Below are 17,029 nucleotides of genomic sequence, written 5' to 3'. Positions count from 1 at the left end.
TTTTCATGGAATTCTCCCTCTCCCAATCCGGGGATCATAATTGGAAAATTCCAGCTCAGAACGGTCCGAAAAGCGGGAAGCACGTCACAGTGAGCGCCAGCGTTGCCCAACCCAAAAGATTGATGTGCGCGTGCACGCTGCGCAGAGTGAAATCAAGCTGGGTGGACATGAAGATGCCCAGTGACAGGCCGGCCAGGAGCCACACGCCCGCCAGCTTGAGCTGGCGGGCGGCAATGGCGGGGATGGTAGCGGGGATCATGGTCCGTCTCCTCGGTGGTCTCAAGCGGCACGAGTTGAGGGGCGGTCGAGGAGATTGCACAGCGCACGCTCCTCTGCAGTTAATTCCGGCGAGCGGATCGCGCCGAAAGCACCCGCCGCGGCGCGGGTACGCGCCGGCGCACCCGGCAGGCTGTCCGGTCCTTGCAGCCGGAAGGAAGCCAGCGAGAGAGGGCCGAAAAGGAGCGCTCGCTCCAGTTCCGGCCAGCGGCCGGGGTCTGGCTCCACATTTGCGTTGCGCGCGAAGAGCAGCGCCATGTCCTGCATCGCCACGGTGATGATCGATTTGCGCAACCAGTTGGCGCCGCCCACATTCGATTGGGATGAGGGCAGCCATTTACTCGGTACCGATCATTTGGGGCGCGACGCGGCTTGACTCCTCAGCGGCCTCGTCCTTCAGTCTCAGGAGCTCATTCTGCCAAGTTCAGCCAGCAAAGCCGCGCCCGTCTTGATGCCGTCTATGAAGCGCTCGATCTCGAGATTTTCGTTCGGCGCATGGTTCGCCTCGTCGGCATTGGCGTAAGGTACGACGAAGGTCGGCAACCCCAGAATCTTGGTAAAGACATAGTCCGGAAGACTGCCACCGACGGTTGGGTATAAGAGTGGCTCCACGCCTCGAGCAGTCAAAACCGCCTTGCGGATGGGCTCGGCATAAGGCGAATCCATTGCTGTCTTGGACGGCAGCATGCCGTTGAGCGGCACGAACTCGACGCCGGGTGCATAGCGCTTCACGTGGGCGGCCACCTTCTCGAAAACATAGTCTGGCGTCAGCGGCTCCACGAGGCGGATGTCGCATTTGACGAGGGCCTCACAGGGAAGCACCGTCTTCATGCCGGGGCCGCCATAGCCGCCGTGAAAGCCGTTTATGGTGAGCGTCGGATGGAACATCAGGCGGTCGAAATAGCCGCGCTCCTTCGGCGCATCGAGCTCGGCGAGCCCGAGTTCGGCCTTGATCGCATCGAGATCGAGCGGCAGTTTCGATACGGCTTCGCGCTCGAAGTTGGTGGCGGGGATGACCGGCTCGTTGAGCCCCTCGATCGTGATCTCGCCTGCCGCGTTCTTCATCGTCGAAAGCAGATGGACCAGTTTCCAGACGGCGTTCGGCACCACGCCGCCGAAATTGCCGGAATGGACGTCGCGGCTCGCGGTCCTGGCGCGCAGCTCGAAGCCCGCCACACCGCGAACGCCGAAGGTGACGACTGGCAGGCCGGATTCGTGAAGCGGGCCGTCGGAAGTCACTACCAGATCGGCCTTTAGCTCATCGGCGTGCTCGCGCACGAACTCGGCGATGTGCGGGCTACCGATCTCCTCCTCGCCTTCGAGCAGGAAGATGACGTTGCAGGGCAACTCGCCATGGCTCTCCAGGTACGACTCTATCGCGAGCAGTTGGGCGAAGTGCTGGCCCTTGTTGTCGCCAATGCCGCGCGCATAGATGCGGCCATTGCGAATCTCCGGCTCGAAGGGCGGGCTCTCCCAAAGCTCCAGCGGGTCCGGCGGCTGCACGTCGTAGTGACCGTAGAGGAGCACCGTCGGTTTGTCAGGCGAGACAATACGCCGGCCGAGCACCATCGGATGGTTTTTCGTCGGCACGGCTTCCGCCTCCATGCCAAGCCCTTTCAACATCTCCACCAGTATGCCCGCCACTTCGCGGATCCCGATATTGTGGGCGCTGATGCTGGGATGGCGGACATAGTCCATCACGCGTGTGACGAACGCATCGCGATTTGCCTCCACATGATCGAAGACCTTCTGAAGGCCGGCATCGATGGTGCTCATTGGACGGCTCCCTCGCGGCGGGTCAGAATGATCGCGCCGGTCTCGTGCACGCTGCCGCTCCAGCCGGGCGGGACGAGCGTGGTCGTGTCGAGCTGGGTGAGAATGACCGGGCCGTCAAAGGAGGCTCCTGCCCCGAGCGTGGCGCGGTCAACGAGCGGAACGTCGCTCGTGCCGTCCGCGAAATGCACAGGCGCGCTGTCGTAAGGCTCGAAGGCGCTTGAGGGTTGCAGGGATGCGTGCGGGGGCGCGGCGGTCAGGCCGGTCGCTTCAACGCGCAGCGTGACGAGTTCGATCGGCGCATGGAGGGTGAAGCCGTAGAGCGCCTGATGCTCGTCGGTAAAGGCTTTCTCCACGCCCTCGCGCGTGTCCACCCAGGCAATGGCGATCTCGCCGCCCTGGCCGTGGTAGCGCAGCAGCGCCACACGCGCCTTGCGCCGCTTGGCATCGGGAACGCCTTCCTCGGAGAGCCATTCTTCCGCCTGTGCCTCCAGTTCCGCAAAGGCAAAGATGGTGTCCGCCGCTTCGACGTCTATGGGGCCGGCCTTGGGCAGCGTGCGGCTGAACTCCGCCTTGAGGTCGGCGGCAAGCAGGCCGTCGGCGCACAACACGCCCGGGGCGGGCGGGATCATGACGCTCGAAATCCCGAGCAGGTCTGCAAGCGCACAGCCATGCAGAGGGCCCGCGCCGCCGAAGGGCACCAGCGTGAACTGGCGCGGATCGTGCCCGCGCTCCACGGAGACCACGCGGACTGCGCCCACCATGTGGTTGTTGAGGATCGCCAGCGCGCCGCGCGCGGCGGCCTCGACCGAAAGGCCGAGCGGCAAGGCGACCCGTTCCTCGATGGCGTTGCGTGCCGCATCGACGTCGAGGCTCATGCGCCCGCCCAGAAGCTTCGCAGGCAGGTGGCCCAGAACGACGTGGGCATCCGTCACGGTTGCCTCTCGCCCGCCAAGCCCATAGGCGGCAGGGCCGGGATGCGCACCCGCGCTGCGGGGGCCGACGATCAACGTCGCGTTCTCGACGGCGGCGATCGAGCCACCACCCGCGCCGATGGTAACCATGTCGACCATCGGCAGCGGCAGAGGCCACTCGCCTACCTTGCCGTGTTGGGTGAGACCGATCCTGCCGTCTTTGACGAGGCAGATGTCGGCGCTCGTGCCGCCGATGTCGACGGTGATGAGATCCTTGATGCCGCAGGCAGCCGCGATCGCCCGCGCACCGACAACGCCGGCGGCGGGACCCGACAGCGCGGTGAGTGCGGGCGCCTGACGGATCGCCGCCGCCCCGGCGACGCCCCCGTTCGACTTCATAAGAAGAAGCGGTGCGGCCACCTTCTCCGCCTCCAGGCGCTGCTCGAGCCGGCGCACATAGGTGGTCACACCCGGCATCACGATGGCGTTGAGCACCGTCGTCAGAGAGCGCTCATACTCGCGCACCACCGGCAGCACATCAGTGGAGATGGTCACCGCGAGGCCGGGAAGCTCGGCACGCAGGATCTCGGCCGCGCGCCGCTCGTGCTCGGGGTTGGCAAAGGCATGGAGGAGGCACACACCGACCGCCTCGACACCCATGCGGCGGATCGCTTCGGCCGCCGCATGCACGCTCTTCTCGTCGAGCGACTCAATCACCGCGCCGCCCGGAGCAATGCGCTCGTCGATTTCAACGATGCGAGAGGCCGGCACCGGACGCGCGGGTTTCACCCAGGTGTAGAGATTGGCCTTGCGCGGGATGTCCTGTCTGCCAATCGCCAGCACATGGCGAAAGCCGCGCGTGGTGACGAGCGCCGCGCGCGCGCCTTTCCCTTCGAGGATCATGTTGGTCGCAACCGTCGTGCCGTGCAGCACCTGGCCGAGTGCGAAAGCCGGTGCACCGGCATCGGCCAATGCCAGCTTGATGCCCGTCAAAAACGCCTCCGACGGGTCGGAAGGCACGCTCGGCGTCTTGGCGCGCCAGACCTTGCCGCTGGCACGGTCGAGCAACGAAATATCCGTGAAGGTGCCGCCGATGTCGACCGCGATCGAAAGCAAAGTTTCAGGCGAGGACATCGATATACTCCTGGCGATGGAAACGGCGGACGGAGGGACGCGCAGCGCGGGTCTTGGAAGTTGCAGCCTGATCAACGCGGTCGCCCGCAAGCACGACGCCGTAGAGGCGCTCGGCCGCCTCGCGGCTCACATAGCCGCCAAGGACGTCCTCAAGCACGGATCCCGCCGGCCGGTCGAAAGGATGACCATAGCCGCCTCCCCCGCCCGTCTCGATGCGCAGGATGTCTCCGCGCTTTAGCCGGTTGCCATCCGAAAGCGGGGCCAGCACGCGCTCGTGCTCAGTGCCCGGATTGACGATTGCGCGGCCCGTTCCGCCCGACATGCCACCCTCGATCCCCCAGGGGGGATTTTTCACGCTGTCGATACGCACGGCGAGCACGGCATCCTCCGCCATGATCTCATATTCGCGCACGATGCCGCAGCCGCCGCGGAAGCGCCCTGCCCCGCCGGAATCGCAGACGATGCCATAGGTGCGCAGGCGCACCGGATAGCCCAGTTCGAGGAACTCGGCCGGATAGTTCTCCTGCGCGACGAAATAAACCGCGTCGATTCCGTCCGCACCGGGCCGCGCGCCGTAGCCTACACCGATGCCGTCGGCGAGCAGGAAGCGTTCCAACTCTCCGGCCTCGTTGCGGAAGGTGCCGCGCATGATGCCTATTACATAGGCGGAGTTGGCCGCCGGCGCGCCACCCTTGGCGACATTCACGAGACCGCCAATAGCGGAGATCACGCGCATGGTGGTGAGGCCGCGCATGCCGAGTGGAGCGGGAAACCGCGGCAGAAGGAGCGAGCCCTCGCGCAGCCTGACCTCGTCTATGGCATTGGGCCCGCCGGCGTTGCAGACCTGAGCGGGGTCGCCGCCCAGGTAGTAGAGCCCGAGCGCCATACCGGGCACACCCCGGTTCATGAGGTAGTTGACGGGGCCAGGCGCCTGATCGTCTGTCTCGCTTGCATCGAAGATGAAGCGGTCCTCCCCTTCGCCGTCCTTTTCCCGGGTGAGGGCGAAACGGATCTTGAACGGTCCGTTGCCATGACCGTCCCCGTCGATCGCATCGGTGAAGCAGTGCGTGCCGTAGTCGAAGGTCTCGGCAAGCTTTGTGCGCACCAGCCGGCGTGTGCGGGCCAACAATTGGGCAAACGCATCGGCCACAACCTCCGGCCCGAAGCGGTCGAGGATCTCGCCGACGCGCCTGACGCCAAGCTCGACGCTCGCCATCAGCGCGCGCATGTCGCCATTGCTCTGGTCGGGAAAGCGCGAATTGCGATGGAAGATCGCAAGTGCCGCCTCATTCACCTTGCCCTCTTCGATGAGCTTGGTGATGGGAATGATGATGCCTTCCTGGAGGATTTCCGTCGCGTCGGGGCTGATCGAGCCCGGGCGGATGCCGCCGATATCGGCAAAATGGGCCCAGCTCATCACGAAGGCGCAGCGCTTGCCGTCCTTGAAGACGGGGGCAAGCAGCACCTGATCGTTGGAGTGGGAGACCGCGCCGCGCGAGCCGTAGCAATCATTGTACCAGTAGAGGTCGCCCGGCTTCATGGTGTCGGCCGGGAAGCTCTCGAAGACCGGGCTCGTCATGTCGCCGAAGATCGGTACCATCGAGCCCACGGCCATGACGCCGTTCTCATCGAACAGGGCGGTGTAGAAATCCTTCTTCTCGCGAATGAAGGCGGAGATGGCCGTGCGCTCCAGAAGCGCCTCCATCTCGGCTTGCGCCGCGGCAATCGCGCCGCGGATGATCTCCAGCGACACCGGATCGCAGATGGTGGCCGAGGCAGCTTCGGATGGCCGGGAGGAACTTGCCGAATGGAGCATTGATCTTCCTTTGAAGTGACGTGTCTTGGGAGACGGTCAGAGCGTGACGACGATGTTGCCGAGGCTTCCGCGCTCGACGTGTTCATGGGCCGACGCGATGTCGGAAAGCGGATAGGCCGCGGCGATAGCGATCTTGAGCCGCCCTTCGGCCGCCAACCGCGCGAGCGTCGCCTCGCCCATGCGCCGCGCCTCGTCCGGAATGCAGAAGCCCTGGATGAAGCGCAGATTGGCGCCCTTGCCAGCGAAGGCGTAGTAGGGGAGAACCGGCTCGGAATTGCTGCTCGAGGAGTAGGAGGCGATGCTTCCGTTGATCTTCAGCATGGCGACATCCGCCGCCTGATTGGCCGCGAAGTCCACCTCGACGAGGCGGTCCACCCCCTCGCCTGCCGTCAGCTCGAGCACGCGAGAAACGAGATCCTCGCGCTTGCGGTCGATGAGCGCGGATGCGCCCGCAGCCTTGGCATGGGCAGCCGCCGCTTCATTGCTTGTCGTTCCGAGCACTCTGGCTCCACCCGCCACGGCAAGCTGGACGGCGAAATGGCCTACCGCGCCCGCAGCACCATTCACGAGAATGGTTTGACCCTCGACGGGACCGTCGGCATAGATGGCGCGATGAGCTGTCATGGCCGGCACGCCGAGACAGGCGCCCGCCTCGAAGGAAAGTCCGTCATCCAGGCGCACCGCCTGGCCGGAGAGGATGGCGATATACTCGGCAGCGGTGCCGAAGGCGCGACCGGCCGTACCGTAGCCGCCCTGCGCGTTCCAGAGCCAAACGCGTTCGCCGATCCGGGAGCGGTCGACGCCCGGCCCCACATCCACGATCTCCCCGGCGCCATCCGTGTGGGGGATGACGAGTGGATGATCCATCTTCATGCCGCGCCAGCCGGCACGCCGCTTCACGTCGGCGGGATTGATGCCGGAAGCGCGCACATGCACGAGAACCTCTCCCGCTTCAGGTCGACGCGCAGGCTGCTCGCCCACTTCCAGAACCTCCCGTGCGGGGCCGGTGCGGGTATAGAATGCGACACGCATCACTGTCTTCCTGAACTTAGGGCGGTCTCTTCGAAGAGGTGGCAGGCGACATTGCGCGTGCCCACCCGGCGCAACCTCGGCACCTGGCTCGCGCAGCGCTCGAAGGCGTAGGGGCAGCGGTCGCGGAAGACGCAGCCCGAGGGCGGGTTGCGCGGGTCCGGCGCGCCGCGGCCGATGGGCAGCGGATCATGGCTCTGGTCCGGCTGCGGAACCGGCACGGCGGCCACCAGCGCCTTCGTATAGGGATGCAGCGGCTCGTGGACGATGTCCTCGGTCGACCCGTCCTCCATGATGCGTCCGAGATACATGACGATGGTGCGCTCGCAGACATAGCGCACCAGTGCCAGGTCATGGCTGATATAGATGGCGGTGAGCCCCAGCCGGTCGCGCACGTCGCGGAAGACATTCAGAACGCCCGCGCGCACGGAAACGTCGAGCATGGAGACTGGCTCGTCGGCCACAACGAAAGCGGGCTGGAGAATGAGAGCACGCGCCATGACCACGCGCTGCAACTGCCCGCCCGAGAGCTGGTGCGGGTAGCGATCGAGAAACTGCTGGGGCTGCGGCAGGCGCACGAGTTCCAGGGCTTCGATGATAGGCCCTTCGCGCTCGCGCACTGGAATCCCGGCATTCTCCAGCGGCTCGGAAAGGGCGGCGCGGATCGTGAAGCGCGGGTTCACCGCGTCGAACGGATTCTGGAAGATGAGCTGCGCCTTCGCCCGGTAGCGCTTCAGAGCGGCGCCCTTCAGACCGGCGATCGCCTCGCCGGCAAAGCTGATCTCGCCGCCCGTTGCCTCCTCCAGCTTGAGCAGCAGGCGCCCCATCGAGGTTTTGCCGCAGCCGGACTCGCCGAGCAGACCAACGCTTTCGCCGCGCCTGATCTCGAAGGAGACGCGGTCGACCGCCTTCACCACGGACGAGCGGCCGCGCAAGGCCGAGAGCGCGCCGCCGACGCGATAATGAAGCTGCACTTCCCTCACCGATACGAGCGGCTCGTTGGAATCCAACATCTCCGGTCTCATACTTCCGCCAGCCATGTTTCAGTCTTCGCCGCAAGTTCGCGCAGCACCGGCGCCTCGTCGGCGCGATGGCAGGCAACGGCGTGTCCTGGCGACATCTCGCGAAGCGACGGCTGCGATTTTGAGCAGATCTCCATCGCAAAGGGGCAGCGAGGCGCAAAACGGCAGCCGGGAGGGGGTGAGGCAAGGTTGGGCGGCGCGCCTTCGATCGGCGTGAGCGTGCCGCTTGCCGCGCCTTTCAGGTCCGGAAAGGCGTTTCGCAGGCCCATCGTGTAGGGGTGCGACGGGCGCGTCAGCACAGCGTCCATGGGCCCGGCCTCGGCGATGCGGCCGGCATACATGACGACAGTCTTGTCGCACACATAGGCAACGACCGAGATGTCGTGCGTGACGAGGATGACCGAGATGCCGAGCATCGCCTGGAGTCCGCGCAACTGGTCGAGGATCTGGCGCTGGACGATCACATCGAGAGCGGTCACCGGCTCGTCGGCGATCACCAGTTTCGGGTTGAGGGCGAGGGCGAGCGCAATCGCCACGCGCTGGCGCATGCCGCCGGAGAACTGGTGCGGATAGTCGCGCAAGCGGTTCTTCTCGATGCCCACCATCTTGAAGAGTTCCTCCGCACGCGCACGCGCGATCCTCGCACTCATGCCGCCGCGCCGGCGCAGCACTTCGTGAAGCTGGCTTTCGACGGTATAGACCGGATCGAGCGAGTTCATGGCGCTTTGCGGGATGAAGGCGATGTCGCGCCAGCGCAGCGCATTCATCTGCCGCTCGGGGATGGCGGCGATGTCCGCGCCATCAAAAAGGATCTGCCCGCCGGTGATGGTGGCATTGTCGGCGATGACACGGGTAAGCGCCCGCGCCACGGTCGTCTTGCCGCAGCCGGATTCGCCCACCAGCCCGACGATGGAGCCGCGTGGCACATCGAAGCTCGCACCGTCGACCGCGTCGACCTTGCCGTCGCCGACGCTGTAGCTGACCTTCAGGTCGCGGACGGAGAGAAGGGTACCGCTCATCGGCCCAGCTTCGGAAAAAGGAGGTTTTCATAGCCGCGCGTGATGAAAAAGCCCGCGGAAACGACAAGGATGATGCAGATGCCCGGCGGCACGAACCAGTAATACGCCTGCTTTGCCAGCGCCTGGCTCGCAAACGCATCCTGCAGCATGTAGCCCCAGCTGATCGACTGCGGATCACCGAAGCCGAGGAAGGAGATCGAGGCTTCCGTGAGGATCGCCCAACCAATGGCGATCGAACCGTAGAGGAAGGAGAGCGGCAGGATGTTGGGCGCGATGTGACGCATGATGATCTTCAGATCGGAAGAGCCTGAGACCCGCGCCGCATCCACATAGCTGCGCGCGCGCAGCGTCAGCACCTGACTGCGGATGACGCGGGCCGTGTCACGCCAGAGCACCAGCGCCATGGCGATGACGACGTTCCAGATCGACGGTTCCAGAAAGGCCGCAAGCACGACCACGAAGGGGAGGAACGGTATGCCGAAAGCAATGTCGGCAAGCCGCATCAGGATGGCATCGATCCAGCCTCCGAAATATCCGGAGACGAGCCCGACGATGGAGCCGATCAGCGCCACCATGAAGGCGGCTGTGATGCCGATCAGCAAAGCGGAGCGCGTGCCGTGGACGATCTGGGAGAAGATGTCCCGGCCGAGGCTGGTGGTGCCCAGGATGAAGCCGTCCTCGCCCGGGCGCAGATCCGCGGCCAGATCATATTCGGGCGTGTAGAGGATTTCCGTCGGGTCGTAGGGCGCGATCTGGTCGGCGAAGATCGCCGTCAGCACGAAGACCGCGTAGACGGCAAGGCCGAAGAGCGCAAACCGGTCGTTGAGCGGCAGGTGCAGGCTGCGGAACATGCGTGCGGGAAGGCCCGGCCTCGAAAGCGCGACGTCAGGCATGGCTCACCCTCGGATCGAGAAAGGCGTAGAGAAGGTCGGCGATCAGGTTCATCAGGATGACCACGACCGCGATCATCAGGAACGCGCCCTGGGCGAGCGGATAGTCGGAGGCGGAAACCGCCCTGACGAGCTCACGCCCGAGCCCCGGCCACGAGAAGACGGTCTCCACCACCACATTGCCCTGAAGCTGGTAGCCGACCGCGATGGCAAAGGACGTCATGACGGGCAGAAGCGCATTGCGCGCCGCGTGGCGCACGACCACCGTCCAGTTGGAAAGGCCCTTGATGCGGGCCATGGTGACGAAATCCTCCTTCATGACATCGAGCATGTTCGAACGCATGAGGAGCAGCGGCAGCCCCTGGCTGTAGATTGCCAGGGTCAGTGCGGGAAGCGCCAGGTAGCTCAGGAACTCGCGCGACGTGTAGAGCGCCCAGAGGCTGCCATAGCTGGCGCCTGCCGGCCGCGTGCCGCCCGCCGGGAACCAGCCGAGCCAGAAGGAGAAGATGGCGAGCAGCACCATCCCCAGCCAGAACTCCGGCATGGCCCGGGTCGTCAGCACCAGCGGTATGGCCGCCTTCTCGACCGCACTGCCGCGGCGCCAGGCAAGATACGCGCCTGCGAGGATGCCGAAGGCATAGGCGACGATAAGAGAGGAGAAGGTGAGGATCAGCGTGTTGGGCAGGAGGGTGAAGATGCGTTCGGCGACCGGCTCGCGATAACGAAAGCTCTGGCCGAGCTCGCCCTGCAGCAGGTTGCCGAGATAGATGAAATATTGTTCCCATAGGGGCTTATCGAGCCCGAACTGCGCCATCAGCGCCTGCTGTTGCTCGGCCGTGAAGGTGGGATCGATGTAGGCGGCCATGGGATTGCCCGGCATCAGGCGGAACATCAGGAAAAGAATCGTGACGACCGCCCAGAGAACCAGTGCAAGCTGAAGCGTGCGGCTTGCTGCCGCCTTCAGGTGGGGCATGAAACGATATTCCTTTGTCTCGACTCGAAGAAGACCCGTGCCCGTCCGAGTTCAAGGCAGAAAAGGAAAGAGGGCAAGGACGGCGCACCCGTGTAAATGCGCCGCCCGAAGCCATCAGTTGGCGAGCGTTTCCTTCTGGTCGCCGGGATAGTGCAAGCGGTCGCCTTCGAGCGTATAGCCAGCCTCCTCAAGGATACTCTTTGCCGCATCGAGACCGCTCTCAAAATTCTCCACCACGGAAGCGTCGTGCCAGAAGCCGAGGGCGGGGGAGACGACGGAGTTGGACGGTTCGGCAAAGCCGCGGAACGCCGCCTTTACGATGAGTTGACGATCAACCGCCGCGGAAAGCGCGCGACGGAAAGCCGGGTCGTCGAAGGGTGGACGGCGGTGGTTGAAGGCCACGTAGCGGAAGCCCATCTCGACCGTGGAGACCACTTCGAGATCGCCGTCCTGCTCGGCCGCCTGTATGAGCACTTGCGGGTCGCCCCCGAATTCGGCCAGGAAGTTGATCTCGCCGGAGCGCAGCATGCCGAGCGCCGCCTCGACATTCGGCACGATGCGCAGGATCCAGCGGTCGGCCTTGGGCGCGTTGAAGTGCTCCTTGTTGGCTGAAAGCACGATCTCCTCGTTGGTCAGCCACCGCTCGAATTTGTAAGGACCGGAGCCGATCGGCGTCTGTTCCTGATAGCTTTCGGCGTTTTCCTCCTTAGTCTTCAGATCCTCGATGATCGGCTCCCAGACGTGCTTGGGAACAAGGTTGATCTTGGCGAGGCTGGAAGTGACGAAGGACGCAGCCGGCTGCTTCAGCGTGAAGGTGATGGTCGAGCCATCGCCGATCTCAATGCTCTCGATGTTGGTCGCGAAAGGCGCGTACATCGGTGCTTCGCCGCTGACGGCGGCCTCGAAGGAGAACTTGACGTCTTCCGGCGTCACCGGCTGGCCATCGTGCCATTTCATGCCTTCGCGCAGTTTGACCTCGAGCGTCCTGTCGTCCTTCCACTCGTAGGTCTCGGCGGCCCAGGGCTTGGGCAGGCCGTCAGGGCCGACGCGGGCCAGCCTGTCATAAACCAGCTCGAACACCCAGCTGTCGACGCCGCCGGAGATATAGAGCGGGTTGATCGCCTGCACATTGTCGGCCGAGTTCAGGATGATGTCCTTCTGGTCACCCAGCGGCGCAAGCGACAGAAAAGTCCAAGTGTTGCGGATGCCGATGCCGCTCTGGTTGACCACAGAGGCGGGATCCCACACCGTCTTGTCGAAGGCGAAGGTCTGCTTGGGATGCACCAGCATCATGTTCGGCTGGTCCCGCGCCAGGATCTCCTGCGCCTTGTGGATGAGCTCCTTGCGATCCGCTTCATCGATCTCGACGCGCTGCGCCTCGACGATGGCGTCATATTCCGGGTTGGTGTAGCCGATGAAGTTGTAGCCCTTCTCGGCGGTCGAGGAGTGGAAGAGATTGAATACGATCTCGTCGGGGTCGGAACGTTCGGGCCGGCCGACCATCTGCCAGGCGGTCACATCCCACTTGTCGCGCTGGTACCAGACCACGTCCGACATCTGCTCCCAGGGCATGACACGGACATTTACGTCGAGACCGAGCTTGCGCCATTCCTGCGCGATCAGCTGGACGGACTGAAACTCCTGCGGCTGGGCGGCTTGCGGACGGGTGAAAAGATCGATCGTGCGGATCGGGTCACCCGCGTGGGCCGGCGAAGCGGCCAGCATTGCCAGGAACGCGGCGGGCAAGACCGCCTTACGGATAAATCTCATTTTTCTTCTCCTCTGAAGGGACGTCTCATCATTGTTCTTCTTGATTGTTCTCATTGGCGCGCGGCTCAGGCCACCCGCAGTGTCTCGAAAGTCTGGCCGGCTTGCATTTTCGCCGGCATGGGGAAGGCTGCCTTGGAATGGGAAAGCCCCATGGAGACCAGTGCCTCGGCGTGCTTCAGCGCCGCCTTGCCGGCATTCACCGCGGGGGCGCCGACAGCCGCGGAGATCTCGTCCGCCAGATCCAGGAAGGACATGGTCATGCAGCCGAACAGGAAGGCATCCGCCCGGTCCAATTTCACGCACTGCCCCGCGACCTCGATCAGCCGCGCCTTGGTGCGCTCGGGATCCTTCATCAGGTCGAGCACCGGAATGCCCGTTGCCCGCACGGAGGCAAGTTTCTCGCGAACGCCCGCCTTATGGGCAAGCAGTTCCTGGCCGGCGATCAGACTGTCGAATATGGTGAGGATCGAGAATTTGTGACCAAGGCCGGCCGCCAGGAGAAGCGAGCTTTCGCACGGTCCGACGACCGGCATCCGGGTAAGCTCGCGCGCCGCCTCCAGGCCCGGATCGCCGAAGCAGCCGATAATGGCTGCGTCGAAGCCGTCGCGCTCGCACTTCATGATGAGGTCGATCGCCGCCGGGACGCAGAGCGCCTCCTCATAAGCCGACTCGATGGATGCGGGCCCATCAGGCACGTCGACAACCGCAACTTCTGTTCCAGGAAACGCCCAGGAATTCAAGAGCGCCTCGCGCCTCTGCATCTCCTTCGAGCCCATCGGGCCTTTCGACATCGGTCCCGGAACCACATAGGCAATTCGCATCGATGCACCCCTCACTGTTTTATTGTATGAAACAGTGTTTCTATCCATTGAGTAAATCACAAATCTGCAATATTGCAACAGGCCATCAGAGAACGATAATCAGCCAGGGAGGAGTGCAGCGGATGGGCGATACCAGTTCAAGAGATTACAAAATCGCGGCGGTCGACCGGGCGCTGCTCGTGCTCGAGGCGCTGGCCGACGAGCCGGGACAGGGAGTGACTGCGCTTTCCAAGTCTCTCGGGCTCACGAAATCCATGGTCTTCCGCCTGCTGCAGACGCTGGAGGACCGCGGCTTCGTCTATCGCGATCCCGAACAGGCGGTCTATTCACTCGGCTACCGCGTCGGCGTTCTGGGCGAGCGCGTCGGGCGCGACGGGAGCCTGCTTTTCGCAGCGCGGCCGGTCATGGACGCCCTACGCGACCAGACATCGGAGAACGTCAATCTGGTCATCCGCGAAGGCCTAAGGACGCTGGTGCTGGCGACCCGCTCCGGCCGGCACTCGATCCGGCTCTTCGCGCAGGCCGGACGCTATGGCCCGCTACATGCCGGTGGCGGTTCGCTCTGCCTGCTCGCCTATTCCGAAGGCAGCATCGTGGATGCAGTGCTGGCAAACCCGCTCGAGGCCTTCACGCCCAACACCATTACGGATCGGGAAAAGCTCCGTCAGGCCTTGGTGCGTATCCGGGCCAACGGGTACAATATCGCGCTCAATGATCTCGATGAAGGCGCCTTCTCCGTGGCCGCGCCGATCGCAGGCGCCAATGGCGACGTCATCGCCGCCATATCGGTAGCGGGCGCCGTCGTGCGCTTGGACGAAGAGCGGCGCGGAGCTTACATCCAGGCAGCGCTCGATGCCGCAAGCGAGATATCGTCGAAACTGTCTCTGCATCGAACAGAAGCAGGGAACAAGCCGACGGCCATGAGATCCATAGCCTGATCTAACGCTGCCCCGTTGTTCTCTTTCCCACGCCCGCTTCCAGGTGCAGCCACGCCGGGACTCGCCAGACGCCGTAGGGGCGACGCGCAACGACATTCCCTCGCAGGATCAATCGCTTGCCAGTGCCCAATCGCATTGCCGCATCCGGGTGCTTGCGGGTTAACGTCACCTCTGTTAGCTTTCCTTCGCGTTACAAAACGATGTTTTACTGTATGAAACAGTGGGGGCTTTTGCTGATGAACAAGCTGGAAAACGACATTCTTGGTGCAGTCTCGCTTGACGAGCCATGGGCGCTGATCGAAAGCTTCTCCACCTTCAAGCGCGAGCACCCCGACGACGTGAACCGCGGCATGGACGAGGTGGCCTCCCGCCTGCGCAAGCATGGCGTCGAAGTCACGATGCATGAGCCGAACCTCTACCTGAGCCTGCCCGGGCTTGCGCGGGTCGAGGCGGATGGCAAGACGTTCCGGGCCAAGCCGCCGGCCTACAGCACCGACGCGCGAGGCGGCGTCGAAGGGCAGCTCGTCTATATCGGTGCACGCCACAACGCCATGATCACCGACATGTTCGAGCAGAAGGTCGAGACGACGAAGGAACTGGCCGACAACGTTCGCGGCAAGATCGTCATCTCCGAGGGCTTCGCGAGCCCTGGCCTCGTCTCCCAGTTCGAGGAGATCGGCGCGATCGCCGTGATCGGCATCAACCCCGGAGTGGACATTCACTGGGGCATCTGCACGACCATCTGGGGCACACCGGACCTCGACGACCTACCGCGCAAGCCGAAGATCCCGGCCGTCGCCGTCAACAAGCCGGACGGTGAAGCGCTCGCGGCGATTGCGGACCGCGGCGGCAGCGTCACCGTCTTCACGGAGATGGAAGAGGGATGGTTCACCTCCAAGCTGCCTGAAGTCTTCATCAAGGGGACCGAAGAGCCGGAAAAATACGTGCTCCTGCACGGCCACCTCGACAGCTGGGATGTCGGGGTTGGCGACAATGCCACGGGCGACGCGACCATGCTGGAGATCGCCCGCGTCCTATGGCAGAACAGGGACAAGCTGAAGCGGTCGGTGCGCATCTGCTGGTGGCCCGGCCATTCGACCGGACGCTATGCCGGCTCCACCTGGTTTTCCGACACCTTTGCGCTCGATCTGGAGGAGAATGCCGTTGCCCAGGTGAACTGCGACAGCCCCGGCTGCCGTTGGGCGAGCGAGTTCATCAATCTGTGCCGTATGAGCGAGACCGAGGACTTCCTCGCCGGCGTCATCGAAGAGGTCGCCGGCAAGACCATCGAGGGCGAGCGTCCGCACCGCGCCGGCGACTATTCCTTCAACAATATCGGTATTTCCAGCTATTTCATGCTGTCCTCGACCATGCCGGACGTGCTGCGCGAGGAGAAGGGCTACTATACGGTGGGCGGCTGCGGTGGCAACATCGCATGGCACACGGAAAACGATACGCTGGAGATCGCCGACAAAGACGTCCTCCTGCGCGACATCAAGGTTTATCTGCTGGCTGTCCTGCGCAACGCCAATGCCGAGATCCTGCCCTTCGATTGGCGGGCCACGGCGCGCGAGTTTGCCGGAACGGTGGCGGATTATCAGGCGAAGGCGGGCGACCGGTTCGACCTTGCGCCGTCGAAGAGGGCTGTCGAAGAGCTGGCCTCGGCTCTGGAAGGTTTCTATGCAAAGATGAAGGCGGGGAGCATCCAGCCCAAGGTGGCCAACCGGGTCATCCAGGATCTCGCGCGCATTCTCGTGCCGATCAACTTCACCCGCGTGAACCGCTTCCGTCACGATCCGGCGCTGACGATCCCTCCCCTGCCCTCGATCGCAGCCGCCGCTGAACTCGACCGCCATGGAGAGACGACGCTCGGTTTTGCCAAGACACAGCTCGTCCGTGGGCAAAACCGCCTGATATCGGCGCTCCGGCAAGCCCGCCGCCAGGTCGAACTTGTGGTGGGATAGCTGGCCGTGCCCATGCAACGGCTAGAGCATGATCCCGAAAAGTGGATACCGGTTTTCGGAAAAGATCATGCTGAAACAAAGGGATAGATCGGGATGACGATTCAACGAAGCGTCATCGTGATCTAGATGGCACACCCAGGGCGCCACATGCAGCACGATGGCCGTACCCGATCACCTCCGCCACAGAGTATTTCGGCGGGATCGATAGCAGCATGTGCACATGGTCGGGCATCAGGAGCCCTTCTTCGATCCGGCATTCCTTGCGCCCGCGCCAAGTCGTGAAATAGACTTCCCAGCAGCTATGTCGCAGAGATGCTCGGCGAGGATGAAGAGTTTTTGCGCGATTGCTCGATCGAAATGTTCTCTTACGACGGTTGCCTGAGCGTCTACGACGACTATCCTGCATCTGAATTGAGCGAACCCATCGTCGTCTTCACCGAGAACGGCATCCAGAACCTCAGGTATATCGTCGACGAGCGCAGAATTACCTGTCATTCGCCGCCGAAACCTACCGCGGGTATCCGTCGTCCGAAATCATCAGTGCCAAAACAATAAAGGCCGCCCCGAGACAGCCTAAGTTATTGTTATATATAGTATTTTATTGATTTATGCCGAAAGTGGTTGCGGACCTCCCACCATTAATCAAGACCTGAGTCGCGGCGGTAACCGCGCAAAGGCTCAGGGCGCTGC

The 17,029-nt window shown here is 63.7% G+C and carries 15 protein-coding genes and 1 pseudogene; 3 read left to right on the top strand and 13 right to left on the bottom strand.

Features of this window, described 5'->3' with window-relative positions; translation table 11 throughout:
- Positions 1–55 precede the first annotated feature (55 nt).
- From GM910_RS25350 to GM910_RS25295, 12 genes are all read right to left on the bottom strand, one after another.
- Entirely contained in the window at positions 56–259 is a 204-nt protein-coding gene (locus GM910_RS25350; protein ID WP_159593365.1) for a hypothetical protein, read from the bottom strand.
- 20 nt (positions 260–279) lie between these two features.
- On the bottom strand, positions 280–570 hold the full coding sequence (locus tag GM910_RS25345; RefSeq protein WP_159593362.1) for a hypothetical protein: 291 nt from the start codon (positions 568–570) through the stop codon (positions 280–282).
- A gap of 108 nt (positions 571–678) precedes the next feature.
- A complete protein-coding gene (locus GM910_RS25340) occupies positions 679–2,052 on the bottom strand; it encodes a M20/M25/M40 family metallo-hydrolase (RefSeq protein ID WP_159593359.1) in 1,374 nt (457 codons plus the stop codon).
- A complete protein-coding gene (locus GM910_RS25335; protein ID WP_159593356.1) occupies positions 2,049–4,097 on the bottom strand; it encodes a hydantoinase/oxoprolinase family protein in 2,049 nt (682 codons plus the stop codon). Before GM910_RS25335 ends, GM910_RS25340 begins: the two co-directional genes overlap by 4 nt.
- Positions 4,084–5,913 (bottom strand): hydantoinase B/oxoprolinase family protein, encoded by a 1,830-nt coding sequence (locus tag GM910_RS25330; RefSeq protein WP_159593353.1) that lies wholly within the window; start codon positions 5,911–5,913, stop codon positions 4,084–4,086. Before GM910_RS25330 ends, GM910_RS25335 begins: the two co-directional genes overlap by 14 nt.
- Before the next feature lie 36 nt (positions 5,914–5,949).
- Positions 5,950–6,945 carry an NADPH:quinone reductase gene (locus GM910_RS25325; protein ID WP_159593350.1) on the bottom strand — a complete coding sequence of 332 codons (996 nt, stop codon included), beginning with the start codon at positions 6,943–6,945 and terminating at the stop codon, positions 5,950–5,952.
- A complete protein-coding gene (locus GM910_RS25320; protein WP_159593347.1) occupies positions 6,945–7,955 on the bottom strand; it encodes an ABC transporter ATP-binding protein in 1,011 nt (336 codons plus the stop codon). Before GM910_RS25320 ends, GM910_RS25325 begins: the two co-directional genes overlap by 1 nt.
- A gap of 8 nt (positions 7,956–7,963) precedes the next feature.
- Positions 7,964–8,983, bottom strand: a complete 1,020-nt coding sequence (locus GM910_RS25315) for an ABC transporter ATP-binding protein (RefSeq protein WP_159593344.1) — start codon at positions 8,981–8,983, stop codon at positions 7,964–7,966.
- Positions 8,980–9,876, bottom strand: coding sequence for an ABC transporter permease (locus GM910_RS25310; protein WP_159593341.1), 897 nt, complete (start codon positions 9,874–9,876; stop codon positions 8,980–8,982). The genes GM910_RS25315 and GM910_RS25310 overlap by 4 nt, the downstream gene beginning before the upstream one ends.
- Positions 9,869–10,846: an ABC transporter permease gene (locus GM910_RS25305; RefSeq protein WP_159593338.1), complete on the bottom strand. Its 978-nt coding sequence runs from the start codon at positions 10,844–10,846 to the stop codon at positions 9,869–9,871. Before GM910_RS25305 ends, GM910_RS25310 begins: the two co-directional genes overlap by 8 nt.
- A gap of 114 nt (positions 10,847–10,960) precedes the next feature.
- Entirely contained in the window at positions 10,961–12,616 is a 1,656-nt protein-coding gene (locus GM910_RS25300; RefSeq protein ID WP_159593335.1) for an ABC transporter substrate-binding protein, read from the bottom strand.
- A 65-nt stretch (positions 12,617–12,681) separates the two neighbouring features.
- Positions 12,682–13,437: an aspartate/glutamate racemase family protein gene (locus tag GM910_RS25295; protein ID WP_159593332.1), complete on the bottom strand. Its 756-nt coding sequence runs from the start codon at positions 13,435–13,437 to the stop codon at positions 12,682–12,684.
- Between the two features lie 122 nt (positions 13,438–13,559).
- Between GM910_RS25295 and GM910_RS25290 the strand changes: the two genes are divergently transcribed.
- Together GM910_RS25290 and GM910_RS25285 are read left to right on the top strand one after the other, a co-directional pair.
- Positions 13,560–14,375, top strand: a complete 816-nt coding sequence (locus GM910_RS25290) for an IclR family transcriptional regulator (RefSeq protein ID WP_159593329.1) — start codon at positions 13,560–13,562, stop codon at positions 14,373–14,375.
- Between the two features lie 236 nt (positions 14,376–14,611).
- Positions 14,612–16,339, top strand: coding sequence for a M28 family peptidase (locus GM910_RS25285; protein ID WP_159593326.1), 1,728 nt, complete (start codon positions 14,612–14,614; stop codon positions 16,337–16,339).
- A 163-nt stretch (positions 16,340–16,502) separates the two neighbouring features.
- Here the strand turns inward: GM910_RS25285 and GM910_RS27930 are convergent.
- Positions 16,503–16,635, bottom strand: a pseudogene (locus GM910_RS27930) (transposase); the annotation flags it as partial.
- A 16-nt stretch (positions 16,636–16,651) separates the two neighbouring features.
- Here GM910_RS27930 and GM910_RS27030 point away from each other — a divergent pair.
- Positions 16,652–16,894 carry a hypothetical protein gene (locus GM910_RS27030; RefSeq protein WP_201285597.1) on the top strand — a complete coding sequence of 81 codons (243 nt, stop codon included), beginning with the start codon at positions 16,652–16,654 and terminating at the stop codon, positions 16,892–16,894.
- Positions 16,895–17,029 lie beyond the last annotated feature (135 nt).

This window comes from Chelativorans xinjiangensis, assembly GCF_009812055.1.
Lineage (GTDB): Bacteria > Pseudomonadota > Alphaproteobacteria > Rhizobiales > Rhizobiaceae > Chelativorans > Chelativorans xinjiangense.
This window is presented reverse-complemented; position numbering and strand designations above follow the sequence as displayed.

Bases quoted from the DNA above. Each gene is read 5' to 3' on its own strand.
- GM910_RS25350 (WP_159593365.1), bottom strand. From the start codon at position 259: ATGATCCCCGCTACCATCCCCGCCATTGCCGCCCGCCAGCTCAAGCTG.
- GM910_RS25340 (WP_159593359.1), bottom strand. From the start codon at position 2,052: ATGAGCACCATCGATGCCGGCCTTCAGAAGGTCTTCGATCATGTGGAG.
- GM910_RS25335 (WP_159593356.1), bottom strand. From the start codon at position 4,097: ATGTCCTCGCCTGAAACTTTGCTTTCGATCGCGGTCGACATCGGCGGC.
- GM910_RS25330 (WP_159593353.1), bottom strand. From the start codon at position 5,913: ATGCTCCATTCGGCAAGTTCCTCCCGGCCATCCGAAGCTGCCTCGGCC.
- GM910_RS25325 (WP_159593350.1), bottom strand. From the start codon at position 6,945: ATGCGTGTCGCATTCTATACCCGCACCGGCCCCGCACGGGAGGTTCTG.
- GM910_RS25320 (WP_159593347.1), bottom strand. From the start codon at position 7,955: ATGTTGGATTCCAACGAGCCGCTCGTATCGGTGAGGGAAGTGCAGCTT.
- GM910_RS25315 (WP_159593344.1), bottom strand. From the start codon at position 8,983: ATGAGCGGTACCCTTCTCTCCGTCCGCGACCTGAAGGTCAGCTACAGC.
- GM910_RS25310 (WP_159593341.1), bottom strand. From the start codon at position 9,876: ATGCCTGACGTCGCGCTTTCGAGGCCGGGCCTTCCCGCACGCATGTTC.
- GM910_RS25305 (WP_159593338.1), bottom strand. From the start codon at position 10,846: ATGCCCCACCTGAAGGCGGCAGCAAGCCGCACGCTTCAGCTTGCACTG.
- GM910_RS25300 (WP_159593335.1), bottom strand. From the start codon at position 12,616: ATGAGATTTATCCGTAAGGCGGTCTTGCCCGCCGCGTTCCTGGCAATG.
- GM910_RS25295 (WP_159593332.1), bottom strand. From the start codon at position 13,437: ATGCGAATTGCCTATGTGGTTCCGGGACCGATGTCGAAAGGCCCGATG.
- GM910_RS25290 (WP_159593329.1), top strand. From the start codon at position 13,560: ATGGGCGATACCAGTTCAAGAGATTACAAAATCGCGGCGGTCGACCGG.
- GM910_RS25285 (WP_159593326.1), top strand. From the start codon at position 14,612: ATGAACAAGCTGGAAAACGACATTCTTGGTGCAGTCTCGCTTGACGAG.
- GM910_RS27030 (WP_201285597.1), top strand. From the start codon at position 16,652: ATGCTCGGCGAGGATGAAGAGTTTTTGCGCGATTGCTCGATCGAAATG.